21 protein-coding genes and 1 other RNA gene are annotated in these 21,283 nt (G+C 45.5%); 6 read left to right on the top strand and 16 right to left on the bottom strand.

All coding sequences use genetic code 11. The annotated features are described in order from the left end of the window. Window positions 1–16: 16 nt before the first annotated feature. The 8 genes from mraY to rsmI form a co-directional block, all read right to left on the bottom strand. Window positions 17–1,099, bottom strand: a complete 1,083-nt coding sequence (gene mraY, locus AACR11_RS22125; protein WP_005447790.1) for a phospho-N-acetylmuramoyl-pentapeptide-transferase — start codon at window positions 1,097–1,099, stop codon at window positions 17–19. Then, complete coding sequence (locus AACR11_RS22120; RefSeq protein WP_005447788.1) at window positions 1,099–2,463, bottom strand: UDP-N-acetylmuramoyl-tripeptide--D-alanyl-D-alanine ligase; 1,365 nt, start codon at window positions 2,461–2,463, stop codon at window positions 1,099–1,101. Before AACR11_RS22120 ends, mraY begins: the two co-directional genes overlap by 1 nt. A gap of 2 nt (window positions 2,464–2,465) precedes the next feature. Then, window positions 2,466–3,941, bottom strand: coding sequence for a UDP-N-acetylmuramoyl-L-alanyl-D-glutamate--2,6-diaminopimelate ligase (gene murE / locus AACR11_RS22115; RefSeq protein WP_029788785.1), 1,476 nt, complete (start codon window positions 3,939–3,941; stop codon window positions 2,466–2,468). Between the two features lie 60 nt (window positions 3,942–4,001). Beyond that, the gene (locus AACR11_RS22110) at window positions 4,002–5,807 is read right to left on the bottom strand and encodes a peptidoglycan glycosyltransferase FtsI (RefSeq protein ID WP_005447785.1); all 1,806 of its coding nucleotides are present in this window, start codon (window positions 5,805–5,807) and stop codon (window positions 4,002–4,004) included. Next, window positions 5,804–6,121, bottom strand: a complete 318-nt coding sequence (gene ftsL, locus AACR11_RS22105) for a cell division protein FtsL (RefSeq protein ID WP_005428577.1) — start codon at window positions 6,119–6,121, stop codon at window positions 5,804–5,806. Before ftsL ends, AACR11_RS22110 begins: the two co-directional genes overlap by 4 nt. A 5-nt stretch (window positions 6,122–6,126) precedes the next feature. Beyond that, a complete protein-coding gene (gene rsmH / locus AACR11_RS22100; RefSeq protein ID WP_029788786.1) occupies window positions 6,127–7,077 on the bottom strand; it encodes a 16S rRNA (cytosine(1402)-N(4))-methyltransferase RsmH in 951 nt (316 codons plus the stop codon). A gap of 176 nt (window positions 7,078–7,253) precedes the next feature. Next, window positions 7,254–7,682: RNase P RNA component class A (gene rnpB / locus AACR11_RS22095), an RNA gene on the bottom strand. 356 nt (window positions 7,683–8,038) lie between these two features. Then, entirely contained in the window at window positions 8,039–8,902 is an 864-nt protein-coding gene (gene rsmI, locus AACR11_RS22090) for a 16S rRNA (cytidine(1402)-2'-O)-methyltransferase (protein WP_005447783.1), read from the bottom strand. A gap of 68 nt (window positions 8,903–8,970) precedes the next feature. Between rsmI and AACR11_RS22085 the strand changes: the two genes are divergently transcribed. Genes AACR11_RS22085 through AACR11_RS22070 form a run of 4 tightly spaced genes read left to right on the top strand, consistent with a single transcriptional unit; the run spans window position 8,971 to window position 12,395 of the window. Continuing rightward, window positions 8,971–10,782, top strand: coding sequence for a penicillin-binding protein activator (locus AACR11_RS22085; protein WP_029788787.1), 1,812 nt, complete (start codon window positions 8,971–8,973; stop codon window positions 10,780–10,782). Continuing rightward, on the top strand, window positions 10,769–11,137 hold the full coding sequence (locus AACR11_RS22080; protein ID WP_029788788.1) for a YraN family protein: 369 nt from the start codon (window positions 10,769–10,771) through the stop codon (window positions 11,135–11,137). The genes AACR11_RS22085 and AACR11_RS22080 overlap by 14 nt, the downstream gene beginning before the upstream one ends. Window positions 11,138–11,140: 3 nt before the next feature. Beyond that, the gene (locus tag AACR11_RS22075) at window positions 11,141–11,731 is read left to right on the top strand and encodes a phosphoheptose isomerase (RefSeq protein WP_005447772.1); all 591 of its coding nucleotides are present in this window, start codon (window positions 11,141–11,143) and stop codon (window positions 11,729–11,731) included. Window positions 11,732–11,753: 22 nt separating this feature from the next. Continuing rightward, window positions 11,754–12,395, top strand: coding sequence for a BON domain-containing protein (locus AACR11_RS22070; protein WP_005447770.1), 642 nt, complete (start codon window positions 11,754–11,756; stop codon window positions 12,393–12,395). A 63-nt stretch (window positions 12,396–12,458) separates the two neighbouring features. Here AACR11_RS22070 and sspB read toward each other — a convergent pair whose 3' ends face one another. The 8 genes from sspB to zapE form a co-directional block, all read right to left on the bottom strand. Continuing rightward, entirely contained in the window at window positions 12,459–12,938 is a 480-nt protein-coding gene (sspB, locus tag AACR11_RS22065) for a ClpXP protease specificity-enhancing factor (protein ID WP_005447768.1), read from the bottom strand. A gap of 19 nt (window positions 12,939–12,957) precedes the next feature. After that, complete coding sequence (sspA, locus tag AACR11_RS22060; RefSeq protein ID WP_005436105.1) at window positions 12,958–13,593, bottom strand: stringent starvation protein SspA; 636 nt, start codon at window positions 13,591–13,593, stop codon at window positions 12,958–12,960. A 96-nt stretch (window positions 13,594–13,689) separates the two neighbouring features. Continuing rightward, window positions 13,690–14,427: a cytochrome c1 gene (locus AACR11_RS22055; RefSeq protein ID WP_009697600.1), complete on the bottom strand. Its 738-nt coding sequence runs from the start codon at window positions 14,425–14,427 to the stop codon at window positions 13,690–13,692. Next, window positions 14,424–15,689, bottom strand: coding sequence for a cytochrome b (locus tag AACR11_RS22050; RefSeq protein ID WP_005447764.1), 1,266 nt, complete (start codon window positions 15,687–15,689; stop codon window positions 14,424–14,426). The genes AACR11_RS22055 and AACR11_RS22050 overlap by 4 nt, the downstream gene beginning before the upstream one ends. Next, complete coding sequence (gene petA / locus AACR11_RS22045; protein WP_005436095.1) at window positions 15,689–16,279, bottom strand: ubiquinol-cytochrome c reductase iron-sulfur subunit; 591 nt, start codon at window positions 16,277–16,279, stop codon at window positions 15,689–15,691. Before petA ends, AACR11_RS22050 begins: the two co-directional genes overlap by 1 nt. Before the next feature lie 547 nt (window positions 16,280–16,826). Next, window positions 16,827–17,219 (bottom strand): 30S ribosomal protein S9, encoded by a 393-nt coding sequence (gene rpsI / locus AACR11_RS22040; RefSeq protein ID WP_005436094.1) that lies wholly within the window; start codon window positions 17,217–17,219, stop codon window positions 16,827–16,829. A 15-nt stretch (window positions 17,220–17,234) separates the two neighbouring features. Beyond that, window positions 17,235–17,663 (bottom strand): 50S ribosomal protein L13, encoded by a 429-nt coding sequence (gene rplM / locus AACR11_RS22035; RefSeq protein WP_005372872.1) that lies wholly within the window; start codon window positions 17,661–17,663, stop codon window positions 17,235–17,237. Window positions 17,664–17,917: 254 nt separating this feature from the next. Continuing rightward, a complete protein-coding gene (zapE, locus tag AACR11_RS22030; protein ID WP_005447762.1) occupies window positions 17,918–19,021 on the bottom strand; it encodes a cell division protein ZapE in 1,104 nt (367 codons plus the stop codon). 196 nt (window positions 19,022–19,217) lie between these two features. On the opposite strand from zapE, the gene zapG reads away from it, so the two are divergent. Next, the gene (gene zapG, locus AACR11_RS22025; protein ID WP_005447760.1) at window positions 19,218–19,661 is read left to right on the top strand and encodes a Z-ring associated protein ZapG; all 444 of its coding nucleotides are present in this window, start codon (window positions 19,218–19,220) and stop codon (window positions 19,659–19,661) included. A 218-nt stretch (window positions 19,662–19,879) separates the two neighbouring features. After that, on the top strand, window positions 19,880–21,247 hold the full coding sequence (locus tag AACR11_RS22020) for a Do family serine endopeptidase (RefSeq protein WP_005447751.1): 1,368 nt from the start codon (window positions 19,880–19,882) through the stop codon (window positions 21,245–21,247). The last annotated feature ends 36 nt before the right edge of the window (window positions 21,248–21,283 follow it).

Genomic DNA, 21,283 nt, shown 5'->3' with positions numbered 1-21,283 from the left:
TTCTTGGAAAGTGCGATTAACGCACTTTCAGTGTCGCTAGACCAATCAGAACAAGAACCATAGAAATAATCCAGAAACGCACGATTACGCGAGGCTCTGGCCAACCTTTCAATTCGTAGTGATGGTGAATCGGTGCCATACGGAAAATACGTTGACCACGTAGCTTGTACGAACCTACCTGTAGGATTACCGACAGTGTTTCCATTACAAACACACCACCCATGATCACCAATACCAACTCTTGACGAACAAGTACTGCGATCGTACCAAGCGCACCACCAAGAGCAAGTGAACCAACATCACCCATAAACACTTGCGCTGGGTATGTGTTGAACCACAAGAAACCAAGACCCGCACCAACAATTGCCGTACATACAACTACCAACTCAGATGCGTGTGGTAGATATGGAATGTGGAGGTATTCTGAGAAGTTAACGTTACCCGTCGCCCACGCAATCACGGCAAAGCCGGCTGCAACTAAAACGGTCGGCATAATTGCCAAGCCATCCAGACCATCGGTTAGGTTTACCGCATTACTGGTACCCACAATCACAAAGTAAGTGAGGATAATGTACATGAAACCAAGTTGCGGCATGATGTCTTTGAAGAACGGTACGACAAGTTGAGTAGCGGCTGTGTCTTTGCCATAAGCGTACAACGCAAACGCCACAACAAATGCAATCAACGACTGCCAGAAGTACTTCCAACGAGCAATCAAACCATCAGTGTTCTTACGAACGACCTTACGATAATCGTCGACAAAGCCAATCGCACCATAACCTAACAACACGGTTAGTACTGCCCATACGTAAGGGTTTGATAAATCAGTCCACAAAAGAATGGTGATAGAAATAGCTGCCAAAATCATGATACCGCCCATCGTTGGGGTACCACGCTTGCTAAAGTGGGATTCTGGACCTTCGTTACGAACAACCTGACCAATTTGTAGCATCTGTAGACGCTTGATCATGATAGGTCCCATCCATAGGGATAAACCTAAAGCGGTTAATACGCTGAGGATTGCTCGAAAAGAGAGGTATTCAAACAATCGGAAAAAAGATAGGTATGGCTGTAGCAGCTCGGCAAGCCAAATAATCATTAATAATACTCCTTCAAAGCAGCAGCGACTTCAAACATACGTGCACCGTTCGCCCCTTTCACCAACATCGTGTGATGCTCAGGAGCCGCTTGGTCTAGATGCTGCTTGATGTAGTCAATCATCTCTTGATGTGTCTCAAAATGGATGCCGTCGCAGAGTTCGCTAATAACCCTTGCATCTGCACCATACGTGAGAACATGTTCAAATTTTTGTGGGGCAGCATGTTCCCCGACTTGACGATGAAGTGCAAGACTTTCCTCACCCAACTCCGCCATATTGCCTAAAATCAACCAACGTTGTCCTTGAAATGCCGCTAGCAAATCAACAGCAGCCTTCATTGCGGGAACGCTTGCGTTGTAGCTGTCGTCAATCAGTTTGATCTTGTCGCTCAGCTCTTCCACTTCGACACGACCTTTAACCTTATTAAGATGCTTAAGACCAGCTCGAACCTCTTCTAAGGTCGCTCCCATTTGTAGTGCAATGATAGAAGCGGCAATTGCGTTAGACACGTTGTGTTGACCAATAATACCCAGAGACAGTTCAATTTCTTGTGAACCTGCGGCGATATGTAAGTCAAAGCTTGCTTCACCTGCGGCGTTCATCACGATATTTGTCGCATAAAAGTCAGCGTTTGTGTTGCTTTGTGAGAAAGTAATCACCTTCTTATCAGCGAGAACCCCCTCCCACTTAGCTTCACCATGACTGTCTAAGTTCACAATCGCGACGCCACCAGCGGAAAGCCCTTGGTAGATCTCTCCTTTTGCTTGCTTCACTCCATCAATCGAACCAAAGCCTTCAAGGTGTGCTGCAGCTACGTTGTTAACAAGGGCCATATCGGGTTTAACTAATTGAGTAGTATAAGCAATCTCACCAATGTGGTTTGCTCCAAGCTCAATCACAGCGTAGTCATCGTTTTTTTGCGAACGTAATAGTGTCAGCGGAACGCCGATGTCATTATTAAAGTTACCCGCAGTAAATAACACCTGACCTTTCAATTGTAAGATGCTTGCGACCATCTCTTTTACTGTGGTTTTTCCACAACTTCCGGTGATCGCAACCGTTGGTGTTTGACATGATTGGTGAACCCACGCAGCAACTTCGCCCAATGCTATCTTACTATCAGCAACAACAACTTGAGGCACATTCACATTAAGTGTTTTTTGCACCAATAGTGCCCCAGCACCAGACTCTACGGCTTGTTCACAGAAATCATGAGCATCAAAACGCTCACCGACTAAAGCAACAAATAGTGCCCCTAGGTCGATTGTGCGAGTATCAGTAGAAACAGATTCGATGGCAACGTCATTGCCAACCAATTCACCACCTGTGATTTCAGCAATTTGAGAAAGCGTTACGGTGATCATGATCAAAGCCCCAATAATGTCATGGCTGACTCGCGGTCAGAGTAGTGAATGGTTCCAGAATTTAGAACTTGATAGTCTTCATGACCTTTACCAGCCAGAAGAATAATGTCTTGAGAAGAGGCATTTTCAAGTGCATAAGACAGTGCTTTGAAGCGGTCGTGTTGCACAATAGCATCAGCTGGCTTAGTTAACCCTGCTAGCATATCTTTCATGATAAGAGCCGGATCTTCACTGCGTGGATTGTCGTCCGTCAGAACCACTTTATCACCCAAACGCTCGGCAATTTCCGCCATCATTGGGCGTTTTCCAGCATCACGATCGCCCCCACAACCGAAGATCGCCCAAAGATTACCTTGGCAATGAACACGAAGCGCTTGCAGCGCTTTTTCCAAAGCATCAGGTGTATGAGCATAATCCACAACCACTTTCGCGCACTCTTCCGCTTGAAACAGTTCCATTCGACCAAGTACAGGCTGCAACTGTGCAGCCGTTGCAAGCAAGCTCTGTTTATCGAAACCTAGGCTAAGCAACGTTGTAAATGCCAACATTAGGTTCGCTGCATTAAATTCTCCGATCAGCGGAGCATGTAATGTGCCCTCACCAAACTTGCCGCTAAACTCAATCGTAATGCCTGATTCTGCATAAGCAATATGATTAGCAAACACTGTATGCGCAAAATCTGTCGTTGGTTTGAGTGATACGGCTAGAGCATTAGGAAGCTGTTTCGCCCAAGTTGCACCGACTACATCGTCTACATTGATGATTGCGTGTTCGCATTGATGGGCTGTAAATAGGGTAAGTTTAGCTTTAGCGTACTCTTCCATAGTGCCGTGGTAGTCTAGATGATCTCGGCTTAGGTTAGTAAATACGCCCGCAGCGAAAGACAAAGCCTTAACACGACCTTGAATCAGACCGTGAGAAGAAACCTCAAGCGCAGTGTATTGCGCTTTTTGTTCAGCGAGGGAAGCAAGTGTCTTTTGGATTTCAACGGCGTTGCCCGTTGTATTTGCAGCTTCTTGCAGGTTATCAAGGAAACCATTGCCCGTTGTACCCATAACCGCTGCTTTTGCACCGACTAAATCAATCCATTGAGCAATCAGTTGAGTGATGGTGGTTTTTCCGTTCGTGCCTGTGACACCAATCAGCTCCATATTTGGATAGTGGTACAAGTGACCCGCAATTTGAGATAAGCGTTTATCCAATGCATCAAGATAAACAACTGGTACGTCGTTAATGATCTCAATCGAGCCATGCGCTTTTACATCACAGGCTTGAGCGATAACTGCGTTCGCTCCTTGTTCAATTGCTGTTGGGATAAACTGACGTCCATCGACAACATGACCGATAATGGCAACAAACGTGGTACCAGATTGAACTCTTCGGCTATCGAGTTCCAATTCAGAGACAAGGATAGAGGACAAGCTAGGGCAATCTACCCAAGCGGAAAGCAGCGTGTCCATACTGATGGCTTTAGTCATATATGTTCTCCGAGCATGCGCTCAGCTTTCTTCATTTTGTTTCTTAGCAGACTTACAAGCCTACTGTTGGAATTTATTTTCGTCAGGGGCAACATTCAAGATTTGCAGCGCACCTTTCATGATTTCGGAAAAGACAGGAGATGCTACTGAACCACCGTAGTAATCATCACCTTGTGGCTCATTCACAATCACTACCAACGCAATTCGCGGGTCGCTCACAGGCGCAAGACCAGCGGTATATGTAATGTATTCATCACTATAGCCACCTGCTGTCGCTTTACGTGACGTACCGGTTTTTGCCCCGACTCGGTAACCTGGAACAGCCGCTCTTCGAGCTGAACCACCTTTTTGTGTTACCGTCTCTAGCATATCTAACACTTGACGAGCATGCTCTTTGCTCACCACTTGGCGTGACATATCGTTATCGTTACTTTCGATAATATGAATTGGTTCGTATTTTCCTAAGTTGCCTAGCGTCGCGTACGCATGAGCAAGCTGAATTGGCGTGATGGATAAGCCGTAACCAAAAGAAATCGTTGCTCGCTCAATAGGAGACCAACGAGAGCGGCTTGGGAAAATACCGGTCACCTCACCAACCAAGTTCAAGCCGGACAATTCGCCCAAACCAACAGAGCTATACAAACCCAATAACGCTTCCACTGGCATTCGCATCGCAAGCTTGGTCACACCGATGTTACTCGATTTTTTCAAAATCTTGGTCAGGCTTGCTTTACCTACTTTGGACACGTCACGAACACGGCTACCACCGAGTTGAAGAATGCCATTTCCGGTGTCGACGATCGTATCTTTGTCCGCCACACCATTTTCTAAAGCGGCTAAGATCACGAATGGCTTAATCGTCGAACCAGGCTCCATTGAGTCGGTAATAACTCGGTTACGCATCTTGTAGCTTTGCCAGTCGCTGCGGTTATTTGGGTTATAAGATGGCGCATTCACCATCGCCAACACGGCACCTGTTTTTACATCAAGCATTACTGCAGAGCCGGAAGTTGCACGGTGATCGGCTACAGCTTGCTTAATTGCGCGATACGCGATGGCTTGCAGTCTTTGGTCAATGGTCAGTTGCAGCGGCTTACCTTCTTGTTTCTCTTCCAAAGCAATGTTCTCGACGACACGACCATAACGGTCTTTACGAATGGTTTTCTTACCCGCAGCGCCAGTCAGCCATTCATCGTAGCTACGTTCAACACCTTCTAAACCATGTCCATCAATGCCTGTTACACCGACTAAGTGGGCACTAACTTCACCTGCGGGATAGTAACGACGAGATTCGGATTTCAACCCCACACCCGGCAGCTTTAACTCTCGAATGTAGTTCGCCATCGCTGGACTTACTTGACGTTGAAGGTAAATAAAACGGCGGGATTCGTTCTTCTTAATTTTGTTAATCAGACCTTGGCGATCTAAGCCAAGCACGTCGGCGAGTGCGTACCAACTTTTAGTTTGCTGCAGTGCGCCTTCTTTAAAGATGGTTTTCGGGTCTGCCCAAACGGCTTCTACCGGTACGCTCACTGCCAGCGGTTCACCGTTACGGTCAGAGATGATCCCACGCGCGGAAGGAATGGCTTTTACACGGATAGAACGAAGATCACCTTGCTTGATAAGGTTGTCTGGCTCGATGATTTGAATGTAAGCCACACGCCCAACGAGAAGAGCGAAGGCACAGAAGACAAAAAACAGCAGCAAGTGAAAACGCCAGCGAATCAAAAATGACTCTGGTTCTGCCGTTACTTCTGTTTCTTTTGTTTCTTTGGTGGGTTGCGGTTTTGCTGCAGAAACTTTCTTTTCTTTTGCAGCAGACTTGCGCGTATTTCCTTGTTTAGATTTGGCTTTCTTTCCAATCATTTTAGCGTGATAACCACTTCTTTATCGCCATCTGGTCGTTTCATTTCAAGATCCTTCTTTGCCAAGTCTTGAACGCGACTGTGTTCTGCGAGAGCTGTTTCTTCCAACATTAGGTTTCGCCATTCGCTGTCCAATCGCTCCCGCTCAACCAATGTATGATCTTTTTCAGTGATCGCTTGACGCGCATGGTGGGTTGCAAACACCACTCCCATTGCGGTTGCGAAGATCAAAATCATCAACAACAACGACCAGCGACCGACGGTAATCAAATCCGTCGCTATCAACTTAGCAAGGTTAGGAGTGGTTTTCGTCATAATAATTAAAGCTTTTCTGCAATTCTTAGCACTGAGCTTCGAGAACGCGGGTTCATGTCAATTTCTTGCTTAGTTGGTTTGATAGCTTTACCAACAGGCTTCATGTTTGCACTACCCAGAGCACGAATCTGCTCTTCTGTCATTGGGATACCGTGTGGCACTTCTGGACCTTTGCTCTCTTTACGAATAAAGCGTTTTACCATACGGTCCTCTAAAGAGTGGAAACTGATCACTGATAAGCGCCCCTCTGGAGCCAAGATGCTCGCTGCACCTTTTAGTGCGGTATCAATTTCTTCTAATTCACTGTTGATGTAAATACGAAACGCCTGAAAAGCACGAGTCGCTGGGTGTTTTTTCTCTTTGAAACTCTTTGGAGCTGCATCCGAGATCAATTTAGCTAATTGACCAGTACGAACCATAGGCTCGTTTTCCTCGTCTTCGCGGTATGCCACGATCGCTTTCGCTATGCGACGTGCGTGTTTGTCTTCACCGAACTCGCGAATGACCCAAGTAATGTCATCCAAATCCGCTTCCATCAACCATTGAGAAACAGGGATACCTGATGTTGGGTCCATACGCATATCTAGTGGACCATCTTTCATAAAGCTAAAGCCACGCTCAGCATCATCTAACTGTGGAGAAGACACGCCAAGATCAAGCAGGACACCGTCAACTTTACCAACTAAACCGTATTCTTCTGCGTACTTCGCCATACCAGAAAATGGACCATGAATGATGGTAAAACGAGGGTCGTCGATTTTGCTCGCTTCTGCGATAGCCTGTGGATCACGGTCGATACTGTATAGACGACCATTATCCCCGAGCTTCGACAAGATAGTTCGGCTGTGACCGCCACGGCCAAATGTTCCATCGATATAGATACCATCGGGTTTGATAGCCAAGCCATCAATGGATTCATTTAATAACACTGAGATATGTTGAAATGTTTCGGTCATAGCTTTCTCGTTGAATGATCTTGAAGCGATTCTTTAGTGTACTGATTTCCCACATCATCGCCACCTCAAGTCTAAAGTTAGACGTGATTCAGCGCCAAGTTTATTGGTAATGACATAGTTTGCGTCAATAAAATGCAAAAAACCCATCACTACCGAAGTAGGGATGGGTCTCGAATAGGTGGAGCCGACACATAAGCCGGGTTCTGTTCCGCTTGCGCGGCGGTAGCCATTCGTCTAGGCCAGCAATCACTCACTGGCTCGAGCAACCTACCCGCCTCCTTACGCGAGCAACGCAATGTGGAGGCCTATTTGGTCTTGCTTCAGGTGGAGTTTACCCTGCTACGAACTATTACTAGTCGTCCGGTGCGCTCTTACCGCACCCTTTCACCCTTACCTGTGCCCTAAGGCCATCGGCGGTCTTCTCTCTGCTGCACTTGTCGTAGGCTTGCGCCCCCCAGGCGTTACCTGGCACCTTGCTCTATGAAGCCCGGACTTTCCTCCCCTTTGTCAGTCTCCCGAAGGACGTCAACGTCAGTCTCCCAAAGGGACTTCGACGTCAGTCTCCCGAAGGACATCAACAAAGCAGCGACTACCCAGTCAGCTCCGATGGCGGATTGTATAGAGTTATCCCTTCTGAGTCTAGTGAGATCACAGATATGATGAAATGAGGATGTTGATTGCTCAGAAAACAGACAAGAATACTCAAATTGGGGGAACACTGCATTGCCGGATTAGAGAACCGGGAGCACGATACCCCGAAGAGAGAACGTTGTAGGTAAGCTTGGAAAATAAAAAGGAGAACCGAGTTGATGGTTCTCCTTTCAAACAGAAATTCACTTAAGATAAATGAACGTCTTGGGATATATTGATAGCTGAGCGCAGGATTAAGACCGCTATATTCTCGAGTCTCACCTCCAGAAGCGAAGCGTTTCCAAAGTGCCAGCGTTCGTTCTAGAAGCTTTTAACCCAGATTCTCCAAGCCCCACTTGTATAAAGCATTCTTCTTCAAACTGTAGATTTCAGCGGCAAGCGCAGCGGCTTTCTTCAATGGTAACTCTTTAGTCAAGATACCCAATGTACGCGTCGCTTCATCAGGTAGGCTCTCTTCCGTTGAATCTCGGTGACCATGAATCAGCAATACCATCTCGCCACGTTGTTGGTTATCGTCACTCTTCACCCACTCAATCAACTCACCAAGAGGCATTCCTTGAATAGTTTCAAAGGTTTTGGTTAGTTCACGAGCCAATACCACTTCACGTTCTGGACCAAGAACGTCTAACATATCTTGTAGAGAGTCTAAAATACGATGCGGAGATTCGTAGAAGATACAAGTACGTTCAACAGAAGCAATCTCCAAGAACTTGTCTTTACGACCTTTACTTTTCGGTGGTAAGAAGCCTTCGAAACTGAATCGGTCAGATGGTAGACCTGAAGCACTTAACGCAGTGATGACCGCACACGCACCAGGAAGAGGCACAACTCTTACGCCCGCTTGACGACATTTTGTCACCAGGTGGTATCCTGGATCGCTTATTAGCGGCGTACCAGCGTCAGAAACCAATGCGATAGACTGACCTGACAGTAGCTTTTCAACTAGAACTTGTGCTTTTTGTTGCTCGTTGTGATCATGCAGCGCAAAAGTTTTGGTTTGGATATTGAAGTGAGACAGTAATTTGCCTGTATGTCGAGTATCCTCAGCGGCAATGATGTCCACATTCGACAGAACTTCGATAGCACGTTGAGTGATATCCGCTAAATTTCCGATTGGAGTCGGTACGATGTATAGAGTTGGCCCCTCATTCGGCAACTTATTTTTATCTGTCATTTGTTTACCATCACTTCAACGATTAATATAGAGACAATTTTGTACAAAATTATAGAGAACTCACGGCAATGATGAACCATAAGAGACTCAGTGTACCACGCTTACTCACTCCTGTTGCACTGGCAATTACGCTCGCCGCCTGTTCTTCAGGTCCGCGACAACCAGATAGCGTAGATATTACACTTGAGCCGGCACAGTCTGTTCAGAACTACATGATTCAAGCTGATAGCACCGAAGGTAGCCTACAAAACGACTGGTTGATCATGGCAACCAAAGCGGCAATCCAAGCAAATGAGTTAGACCAAGCTGAGCTGTTAATCAAACGTCTTTCTCGTCAGCAACTGAGCGAAGTTCAACAGGCTGAGTGGCAATTGGCTCGTGCGACCTTACAGCAAAAGCAAGGTAAATACTCACAATTGCTGCAAGGGCTGAACTTTAAACCTTGGTGGAAACTGCCAAGCGAACAGTGGAAAGACTACTACGAGTTGCGCGCGGACGCTTACCAAAGCTTAAACCAACCGTTTGAAGCAAACCGCCAATTGGTAGCCGAAGGTCAATACGCGTCATCAGCAGAGCAACGTGAGATCTCTAGCCGTATTTGGATGAACTTCGGCAGTTACTCTGAAAATGAACTGACGGCATTGCAAACTGAACCAAGCGAAGACGTACTAGATGGTTGGCTACAATTAGCGATCTATGCAAAAACGTTATCGAGCAATATTCCTCAGCTTAAAAACACGCTTGAGCACTGGTTAAGTGAAAACCCTTCACATCCAGCAGCGGTTTATACTCCTGCAGAAATTCAAAACATCCTCTCGTTAGAGATTGTGAAACCAAACAACACAGCGCTTCTGTTACCGCTAACGGGTAAATTTGCTCCGCAAGCACAACTGATCCGCGATGGTTTCATCTTTGCGATGATGAACGACCAAGCACGAGATCCAAGTGCGACACTGACGGTGATTGATACACACGCTTACAGCGCCGATCAAATCAAACAGCGCTTAATCAATGAGAACATCGATTTTGTCGTTGGTCCTCTACAAAAAGAAAACGTAGAGAAGCTACAAGCGACATTAGACGGTTCCGAAACAGGCGTGAAAATTCCAACATTGGCACTTAACATTCCGGAAGAAGTGCAAGCTGGCACAGACATGTGTTACCTAGCACTTTCTCCAGAGCAAGAAGTTGCACAGGCAGCCAAGTACCTATTCAGCCAAGGCTACCAATTCCCAATGATCTTAGCGCCAAACGGAGCTTATGGTCAGCGTGTTGTTGAAGCGTTTAATGAAGAGTGGAGCAAATACAGCTCAAACAAAGTTGCGACTAGTTACTTTGGTGATAAACGCCAACTGCAAAAGAACATTAATGGTGTATTTGGCTTACAAGAGAGTCAGCAACGCATCGCACAAATGCAGTCTCTGATGCGCATCTCTTTAGAGAGCCAACCTCGTAGTCGTCGTGATGTGGATGCGGTATATATTGTCGCACGCAGTTCCGAATTGACGTTGATCAAGCCATTTATCGAAGTCGCGATTAACCCAGATGCAAAACCGCCTAAGTTGTTCTCTAACTCTCGCAGTAACAGTGGTGGCGCAACTTACGAAGATCTATCAGGTGTGGCGTACAGCGACATTCCGATGTTAATCAATCCAGATCCAACCATCGCGACACAAATGAATGAGCTATGGCCAGATCAATCCAATATGGAAAAACGCTTAGAAGCATTAGGTATGGACGCATACAAACTGCTTGGTGAGTTACCGCAAATGAAGTTACTACCGGGCTACTCAGTTGATGGTCAAACAGGTGTATTGAGTATCAACAACAACTGCGTAGTACAACGTGAGTTAGACTGGGCCGAGCGTGGGGCTCTTTAGTAAGCGACAAATCGGCAATCAATACGAAACCCTGGCGAAGCGATATTTGCAGCGTCAGGGTTTGCGCTTTTTAGATCAAAACTTCCTAACGAAAGTCGGCGAAATTGATTTAATTTTCCAACAAGGTGAAACTATCGTCTTTGTTGAGGTCAAATATCGTAAGAATGATGCTTTTGGCTCTGCAGCAGAAATGGTCACCTACGCAAAAATGCGTAAACTAGTCAAAACGGCTCAAATTTGGCTAAGCCAGCAAAAATGCTCGGCACACAATATCGATTATCGGTTTGATGTTATTGCCATTCACGACAGTGGTCGAGACATCAACTGGATACAAAATGCAATCTCTGAAGGATAAACGATGCTAGACAGCATTAAAGACAGTTTTACAGAAAGTATTCAAATTCAAATCGCTGCAGCAGAAGCACTACCAGATGCAATTACTCACGCTGCTCAGGCAATGGTTTCAAGCTTACTCAACGGCAATAAAATCCTATGCTGTGGCAACGGGGGCAGTGCGTCGAATTCACAACAATTTGTCTCTTGTCTTTTGAACCGATTCGAAACAGAGCGCCCTAGCCTACCAGCAATGACGTTGACGGCGGATAACACAACGCTCACTGCCGTTGCCAATGACTACCACTACCAAGAGATCTTCTCCAAGCAAGTACGCGCTTTTGGTCAGCCGGGCGACATCTTGCTCGCAATCTCTACCAGTGGTAACAGCAAAAACATCATCAAAGCAATGGAAGCCGCGGTAACTCGCGATATGACGATCATTGCTCTTACTGGTAAAGATGGCGGTGAAATGGCTGGCTTGCTTGGTGAAAATGATGTGGAAATTCGCATTCCATCACATCGGACTGCACGCATCCATGAAGTACATATGGTGACCCTTCATTGCTTGTGTGACCTTATCGACCAAGTTCTTTTCCCTGCTCACGAAGAATAATTGAAATTGAGAGTTTAGAAATATGATACGTAGTCTTGTCATTTTATTTGCAGCACTCAGCATGAGTGGCTGTGCGGGTTTGTTTATTGCAGGGGCAGCAACTACTGCCAATATCGTTACAGATACACGTACAACCAAAGAAATTTGGCAAGACAACAACATCGAATTTGAAGTTGCAGCGATTGGCAATAAAGCACCATTCAAAGGAAAAGCTCGCGTCGTTGCGAGTTCATACAATGGGACTGTTGTATTAATGGGACAAGCCCCAACTCGCGAACTGATTAATGAGTTTGAACGTCGAGCTCGTGCTGTGAGTGGTGTGAAAAATATCCATAACCAGATCAAACAAAAAGAACCATTGAGCGTAACTCAAATCAGCAACGATAGCTGGATCACCACCAAGGTTAAATCAGCATTACTGACTGATAGCGAGTTAAATGGCATCAAAGTAAAAGTGATTACTGAAGACAGTGATGTATTCTTGTTTGGTTACGTCACGCCACAACAAAGCGATCGAGCAACAGAGATTGCACGTAATATCTCGGGCGTAAAACAAGTGATTAAAGGCTTCCAATATGGTGATGAAAAGCCATTAAAAGTGGAAGAACCAGAAACAACACAGCCTGAAGCAACAGTCACTGAATTAGGCTCTCAAGTGAACTAGCTAGACAGTTGTTTAATACAACTTAGCAGATAATAAAAAAGCAGCGTGGGCACGCTGCTTTTTTTATTTGATAACTCGTAAGCTTGGTCTGCCTTTCGGACGAGGTGCTTCTTCCTCTTCAGACTCCGAGTCCATGACTTCTGAATCATCACTCACGGTAGTAAAAGTTGGTGACTGTTCTTCTTCAACAATCCCTTCTTCTTCGATATGAGTGTACGCTTCTTCAGGTTCAAACATGGTGCCAGCACCATTCTCTCGAGCGTAAATCGCTTGTACCGCATAAACCGGTACGATCACTGAATGAGGGCGACCACTAAAACGAGCATGGAAGGTAATCGCATCATTACCCAACTCAAGTTGACCAACAGCACGTGGAGCAATATTCAAGATGATTTGACCATCTTGAATAAACTCAACTGGTACACGCACACCCGGCATCGTTGCATCAACCACCAAGTGAGGAGTTAAGTCGTTGTCTACCAACCAATCGTAAAATGCACGAAGCATATACGGACGGCGAGCAGTCATTTTTGCAATATCCATAACGTGTTATCTAAATCGCTTAGCGAACTAGGCGCATTTCACGTTCAGCTTCAGTTAGAGAAGCAAGGAATGAATCACGCTCAAATACGCGGTTCATGTAAACTTTGATCTCTTTTGAACCAGGACCTACAAGGTCGATACCTAGTTGAGGCAGACGCCACAATAGTGGAGCTAGGTAGCAGTCGATTAGGCTGAACTCTTCGCTCATGAAGTATTCGTATTCAGCGAAGATTGGCGCTAGAGTCAGAAGATCGTTACGTAGTTTAGTACGTGCTTTTTCTGATTCTTCCGCGTTACCCTTAACAACTTTTTCAGCTAGTGAGTACCAGTTGCGTTCAATACGGTACATCATCAAACGGCTGTTACCACGAGCAACTGGGTAAACAGGCATTAGAGGTGGATGAGGGAAACGCTCGTCCAAGTACTCCATGATGATTTTTGAATCGTAAAGAGCTAGCTCACGGTCCACAAGAGTTGGTACTGATTTGTATGGGTTCAGTTCCACAAGCTCAGCAGGAAGGTTAGCTTCATCAACAAGCTCAACTTCAACACTTACGCCTTTTTCAGCTAATACGATGCGAACCTGATGGCTATACAAATCTGATGCACTTGAGAAAAGAGTCATCACAGAACGTTTATTGGCAGCTACAGCCATGGAGCCCTCCAGCACACTTACAAATAAAAATAATGGAGGCTAAGCCTCCATTATTCGTCAATTAAAATTGGGAATTAGCACGGTATGATAGCACAATTAATGCACATCACGCCAATACTCTTTCTTGAGCATCACGACAACAATTGTTAGTAGAACGAGGAAGCCCATCACCCACCAACCAAGCGCATGACGCTCTAGTTGAACTGGGTCGCCTGAGTAAACTAGGAAGTTAACTAGGTCACCAACCGCTTTGTCATATTCGCCAGAGCTTAGCTCACCAGTACCGTCTGTTTCAGTACCTACAACGACCTGAACTTCCTCACCGTCAACCACTTTCGTGCCGTAGACTGGAGTAGGAATGCCTTGAAGCTCTTCAAGCACATGTGGCATACCAACGCTTGGGAATACAATGTTGTTCACACCGAATGGACGTGATGGGTCAACATAGAAAGAGCGTAGGTAAGTGTACAGCCAATCTGCACCACGAACTCGAGCAACAAGAGTTAGATCCGGTGGCGGAGCACCAAACCAGTCACCAGCTTGCTTTGCAGGCATTGCGTTCACCATAAGGTCACCAATTTTCGCTTCAGGGTCGAAAATCAGGTTTTCCTTCATTAGGTCAACAGGAATATCCAAGTCTGTTGCCACTCGCTCGTAACGCTGGTATTGCGTTGAGTGACAAGCAAAACAGTAGTTCATGAATAGCTTCGCGCCGTTTTGTAGCGAAGCTTTATCCGATAGATCCACGTTCGCTTTGTCTAGCGGTACGTTGGCACCCGCTGCCATCGCAAGAGATGGCAACATAGCAAATAGAATTACAATCCACTTCTTCATTTGAATGTCACCCTCTCTGGTAATGGTTTGGTCGCTTCATTTTTGCTGTAGAAGAACAGCAGGACAAAGAACATGAAGTAACACAAGCTAAAGATCTGAGACAAAAGCGTGTACAGCGGCGTTGCCGGTAGTGCACCCAAAATACCCAGAGCGATAAAGGCGATAGTGAACTGAACAATATTCAATAGGTGAATTTTGCTGCGGTAACGGTAAGAACGAACTTTACAACGATCCAACCAAGGTAGAACAAACAGTACTGCAATTGACGCACCCATTAGGATTACACCCAATAGCTTGTCTGGAACCGCACGTAAGATTGCGTAGAATGGTGTGAAGTACCAAACAGGAGCGATATGCTCAGGTGTCTTCAGTGGGTTTGCAGCTTCAAAGTTAGGCGGCTCAAGGAAGTATCCACCCATTTCTGGGTTAAAGAACAGCACATAACAGAAGAAGAACAAGAAACCAGCCACACCAACTAGGTCCTTAACCGTACCGTATGGATGGAAAGGAATCGAATCGATGATGTCGTATTTCTTCGTGTAGTAATCGTGGAACTTGAACTGTGTTTCGTAATCGTCGCCCATTGAGCCTTTTGGTAGCTTAGTCTCGATACCATCCGGGTTGTTAGAGCCAACTTCGTGTAGTGCCAATACGTGCAGAACAACAAGAAGAAGTAGAACGATAGGTAGCGCAATAACGTGTAGTGCGAAGAAACGGTTTAGCGTTGCACCTGAGATGATGTAGTCACCACGGATCCAAAGCGTTAAGTCATCGCCAATAACAGGAATCGCACCAAATAGAGAAATGATTACCTGAGCACCCCAGTATGACATCTGACCCCATGGTAATAGGTAACCCATGAAAGCTTCAGCCATTAGAACCAAGAAGATCAACATACCGAAGATCCAAAGTAGCTCACGAGGCTTTTGGTATGAACCGTAAATCAAACCACGGAACATGTGCAGGTAAACAACAACGAAAAACGCTGACGCGCCAGTTGAGTGCATGTAACGCAACAACCAGCCGTAATCAACGTCACGCATGATGTATTCGATAGAAGCAAACGCACCATCACCAGAAGGAACGTAGTTCATTGTTAACCAAATACCGGTTAGGATTTGGTTAACCAGTACCAACATTGCCAGCGAACCGAAAAGGTACCAAAAGTTGAAGTTCTTAGGCATTGGGTATTCAGACAAATGCTTTTTATAAGCATTCATCGCGGGAATTCGTTTTTCAACCCAGTCTAGTAGTGCTTGCATTATGCGTCTCCCTCATCAACACCGATCATGAGCTTCGTATCACTCAAGTACATGTGCTTAGGAACCACAAGGTTCAGAGGTGCAGGAACACCTTGGAACACTCGACCAGCCATATCGAATTTAGAACCGTGACATGGACAGAAGAAGCCAGACTTAACGCCTTGAACTTGCTCGGAGAACGTGTCAGGTAGATAGGTCGGTGAACAACCTAAGTGAGTACAGAAGCCAACTGCCACGAAATACTCAGGCTTGATCGAACGATGCGCGTTCTGAGCATAAACTGGCTGTTGTTCCATTTCTGATTGTGGGTCACGAAGCTGTCCGTCGATGTTCTTTAGGTTATCCACCACTTCTTGAGTGCGACGTACAACCCATACAGGCTTACCTTGCCACTCAACACGAACCATCTGACCAGCTTCGATTTTACTGATATCCACTTCCACCGGTGCACCCGCAGCTTTTGCTTTGGCGCTCGGATTCCATGATTTGATAAAAGGCACGGCGACGGCAGCTGCCCCTAATCCACCAACAACTGCCGTTGTAGCGGTTAGAAAACGCCTGCGACCGTTATTTAAAGGCGCGTTGCTCATCCAAACATTCTCCCATTTGCTCCCTTTGGATCGTTATTATTCCGCTTATAAGAGCATGGCTAACAAATAATGAATTTAGTTCTATTTATTGGGGGGAAATGATAAAGAAAACCCTACTTTTTGACAAGATAAAGCTACCTTTTTGTAACAATTGTGAGGCAAATCGCTCACGCCGTCACAAAAGCGGCAAAATTATAAAAAATAGATGTGATTTGTAACAAGAAAGCGAAACGAAGAATGGCTAAGAATGGGATAAAAAGCCTTGTATTCCGGCTGTTTTCAGTCGATTACATAGAAAGATATGTCAAGAATGCGAAGGGACTCCCCACTTTTGTTATCTCCGTCTTGTAGCACGAATAAATCCAGAAAAAGTGCAGATAAAACATTCAAATGTTGCGAGGATATTAAGTGGCGATGTGAAGTTCGATATGAAATGAAAAAACGCTTTTCCACGCGTTAGAAAAACAAAAAGCTCGGCATATAGCCGAGCTTTGGTACACAGTATCCAGAGAAACTCTGGAACAGCATAATTTCCGATAAAAGGAAATTAACGCTTAGAGAACTGTGGACGACGACGTGCTTTACGTAGACCAACTTTCTTACGTTCAACGCAACGAGCGTCACGAGTAACGTAACCAGCTGCACGTAGAGTAGGACGTAGAGACTCATCGTACTCCATAAGAGCGCGAGTGATACCGTGACGGATAGCACCAGCTTGACCAGAAATACCGCCACCTTTAACAGTAACGTATAGGTCTAGCTTCTCAGTTAGTTCAACTAGCTCAAGAGGTTGTTTAACAACCATGCGAGAAGTTGGACGACCGAAGTACTCATCAAGGCTACGCTTGTTGATTACGATGTTGCCGCTGCCTGGTTTGATGAAAACACGCGCAGCTGAGCTTTTGCGACGGCCAGTGCCGTAGTATTGATTCTCTGCCATTTTCGAAATCCCCAATTAGATGTCTAGTACTTGTGGTTGTTGAGCAACATGGTTGTGCTCAGCGCCCGCGTAAACTTTAAGCTTACGGTACATAGCACGGCCTAGAGGACCACGTGGAAGCATGCCTTTAACTGCAAGCTCAAGAGCCATCTCAGGTTTACGATCGATCAACTTTTCAAAAGTGATAGATTTTAGACCACCTGGGAATTCAGAGTGACGGTAGTACACTTTGTTCTTAGCTTTGTTACCAGTTACAGCAACTTTCTCAGCGTTGATAACGATGATGTAATCACCAGTGTCAACGTGAGGAGTGTATTCAGCTTTGTGTTTGCCACGTAGGCGAGATGCAATTTCACTTGCTAGACGGCCAAGAGTTTTACCCTCTGCGTCTACAACGTACCAGTCGCGTTTTACAGTTTCTGGTTTAGCAACGAAAGTTTTCATGCTAATAATAACCCGTTAATTAAAATTTAAACTTTAAAGGAACACCCAATAGTGCTCCCACACTGTCTAAGAGCCCAGTCATCACCCCTTCGAGTCGTTGGTACTCTCGACCTTCTATGTCGAAATAACTTCGATAATCAGGTCTGCAGTAACGGTGGGTCGCAGGATTATAGAGAAGAGCGAAGAAAAAATCACCTTTTTTTGCGTTAAATCACGAATTTTTTCTTCACTTTTTTAAGATGAGTTGTCGATTTTTACGCCAGATGCTCTCTAGCGAGGTATTCATGGCTTTGCATCTCAGTCAATCGAGACAAACAACGTTTAAATTCGAACTCTAACTGCCCTTGCGTATACAGAGACTCCATCGAGACTTCTGCAGAAATAATCAGTTTCACGTTACGTTCGTAAAATTCATCGACTAAAGCGATAAAACGCCTTGCTGCATCATCAATCTTACGATCCATCTGCTTCACCTCTGCCAATAATACCGTATGGTAAATACGCGACAGTTCAATATAGTCATTCTGACTGCGTGGTGTCTGGCAAAGTTGCTCAAAAGACGCATGTAGCACGCCATCACTTGCTTCAATTACTTTAACTTCACGATGATTTACTTCAATGCTGTGTGCTGCGACCTTTCTTTCGCCAATCAACTGGTGGTAGTACTTATTGAGATTGACGGACGCTTGTTCATCTAGCGGATAATGGTAGATTTCAGCTTGTTGCAGCGTTCTTAGACGGTAATCCACTCCACTGTCGACATTAAGCACGTCACAGCGCTGAATGATCATGTCTATCGCTGGTAAGAAGCGCGCCCGTTGTAAGCCATTACGGTACAAGTTTTCAGGTTCAATGTTGGATGTTGCAACCAAAATCATCTGGCGTTTAAACATCTCTTGCAGCAATGTCGCTAAAATCATCGCATCGGTAATGTCAGAAACAAAAAACTCATCGAAGCAGACCACATCCGCTTCTTTTTTGAATAAGTCAGCGACTTTTGACAGTGGATTTTCAACTTCCCCTAACCGCTTGAGTTCATCATGGACTCGATACATAAAGCGGTGAAAATGCACTCGCATCTTTCGTTCTGTAGGCAACGCGTCAAAAAACGCATCCATAAGATAAGTTTTACCACGCCCAACACCACCCCAAAAGTAGAGCCCTTTCGGCGGTTCTGGTAATTCTGGCTTTTTACCAAGTAATTTCTGCCAAGTGCTAAGCTGAGGAATAGGCGCAGACTGAAACTCTGCAATCGCATGGTAAAGATTGTCTAAAGCAACGACAGCGTTATATTGGGCTTCATCACGCTGGAATCCATGCTCTGCTATGTCTTGTTGGTATCGTTTTAATGGTGTCATGGTATAGAGTCGTATCAGAGGTACAGAAAAAATTGTCACCTCGGGGTCAGCGTTGAGCATAGAGAGAGGTAGATATCAGTCCCCGAAGACTTACCGCTATTTTTCTTTATCGGCTGTTCAAGCCATAGTAACATGGACAAGCACCGCGTGTAACTAAGTAGTAAAAGACTTGTTAAAACAACTATAAGGAGCAGTTATGCCTTGGATTTATGCCATTGTGGGTTTGCTGGTCGGTACAATCGTAGGCGTAGTCATTAGTAGACTAACCACCCCCGAATACAAAAAACAAAAGTCTGTGCAAAAAGAGCTGGAAGCAGCCAAATTTGAACTAGAGCAACAACGTCAAGAGCTCGTCGATCACTTTGCACAAACTGCAGAAATGCTGGACACCTTAGGTAAAGATTATACCAAGCTATACCAGCACATGGCGAAGACGTCTTCTGAACTTCTGCCAAACTTGCCTGAGCAAGACAATCCATTCGATAAGAAGACTGCAATGTCATCTGATAAAGTCGAAGAGGATCAATCAGACGTCAATGAACAACCAAAAGACTATGCCAACGGCGCAACTGGTCTTTTAAAAGATCAGGAAAAAGAAATCATCGACGCACCTGAAGCAGTCACAGCGAAAGCGTCTTAATCCCCTTATCCTGCCTAATTGGGTCAATACATTCACATTTCTTATCAATTTGTATTGACCCTTGTTGAACTTTTCTTAAGCAACTCATCTCTAACAACTTGTGTGCTGCCGCCACGTTTTGATTGTCCGAATTCGTCCCTATATTAATTACTATCAATAAGAGACAAAGCATTCGGATATTTCTTTTTTGGCAGACCCGTTTCAAGAGGAGTTATTGGATGAAAAAACCATTGCTTGCGTTAACCGTTCTATCTTTAAGCTTGGGTTCAATCATCACCCCAGTCACCGCAACAGCGGCGCTTCCACTCAGTGTGGATGGGGAGCAGTTACCTAGTCTTGCCCCAATGCTCGAAAAAGTAACCCCTGCGGTTGTGAGTATTGCGGTCGAAGGCAAACAAGTTCAAACCAGTCGTATTCCAGAGCAGTTTCAGTTCTTCTTTGGTCCTGATTTCCCGACAGAACAAACTCGTGAGCGTCCGTTCCGAGGTTTAGGTTCTGGTGTCATTATTGACGCTAAGAAAGGTCAAATCGTAACGAACTATCACGTTATCAAAGGCGCTGATGACATTCGTGTCCGTCTATATGATGGTAGAGAGTACGATGCAGAACTCGTCGGCGGAGACGAGATGTCAGACATTGCCTTGCTTAAGCTCGAAAAAGCAAAAGACCTGACACAAATTAAAGTCGCGGATTCAGACAAACTACGCGTAGGTGATTTTACCGTAGCCATTGGTAACCCGTTTGGTCTAGGTCAGACAGTGACATCCGGCATCGTTTCTGCACTGGGTCGAAGCGGCTTAAATGTCGAAAACTTTGAAAACTTCATTCAAACCGATGCAGCAATTAACAGTGGTAACTCCGGTGGCGCTTTGGTTAATCTCAATGGTGAACTGATCGGCATCAATACCGCCATTCTTGGTCCAAACGGAGGCAACGTCGGTATTGGCTTTGCGATTCCGTCCAACATGATGAAGAACCTAACTGATCAAATATTGGAGTTTGGTGAAGTAAAACGCGGCATGCTTGGTGTTCAAGGTGGTGAAGTCACTTCTGAGTTGGCAGAAGCTCTGGGCTATGAATCAAGTAAAGGTGCCTTTGTTAGTCAAGTGGTTCCGGACAGTGCCGCTGACAAGGCTGGTCTAAAAGCTGGTGATGTCATCGTTTCGATTAATGGCAAAGCGATTGATACGTTCGCCGAGCTTCGCGCGAAAGTCGCAACCTTAGGGGCTGGTAAAAAAGTCACGCTTGGCGTTGTCCGAGACGGTAAGAAGAAGAGCTTTGATGTGACCTTGGGAGAATCAACCAATGTCAAAGCGAAGGCTGAGACTCTACATGAAGGACTCAAAGGCGCTGAGCTTAGCAATACGACACCAAGTGATTCTATCCAAGGTGTGAAGGTAACGAGCGTTGCTGAGAACTCGCCAGCAGCACAATATCAGTTGGCAGAAGGCGACATTATCATTGGTGTAAACCGTAAACGCGTGAAGAACTTAGCGGAGTTACGTGCGATTGTAGAGAAGCATCAAGGTGTACTCGCGATCAACGTTCAACGCGGCGATCGAACGGTTTACCTCGTTATCCGCTAATCGTGTTGAGTTAACAACAATCACGTAGGCTGAAGT

Origin of the sequence: Vibrio sp. L85 (assembly GCF_963871815.1) — a bacterium.
Taxonomy (GTDB): domain Bacteria; phylum Pseudomonadota; class Gammaproteobacteria; order Enterobacterales; family Vibrionaceae; genus Vibrio; species Vibrio harveyi.
This window is presented reverse-complemented; position numbering and strand designations above follow the sequence as displayed.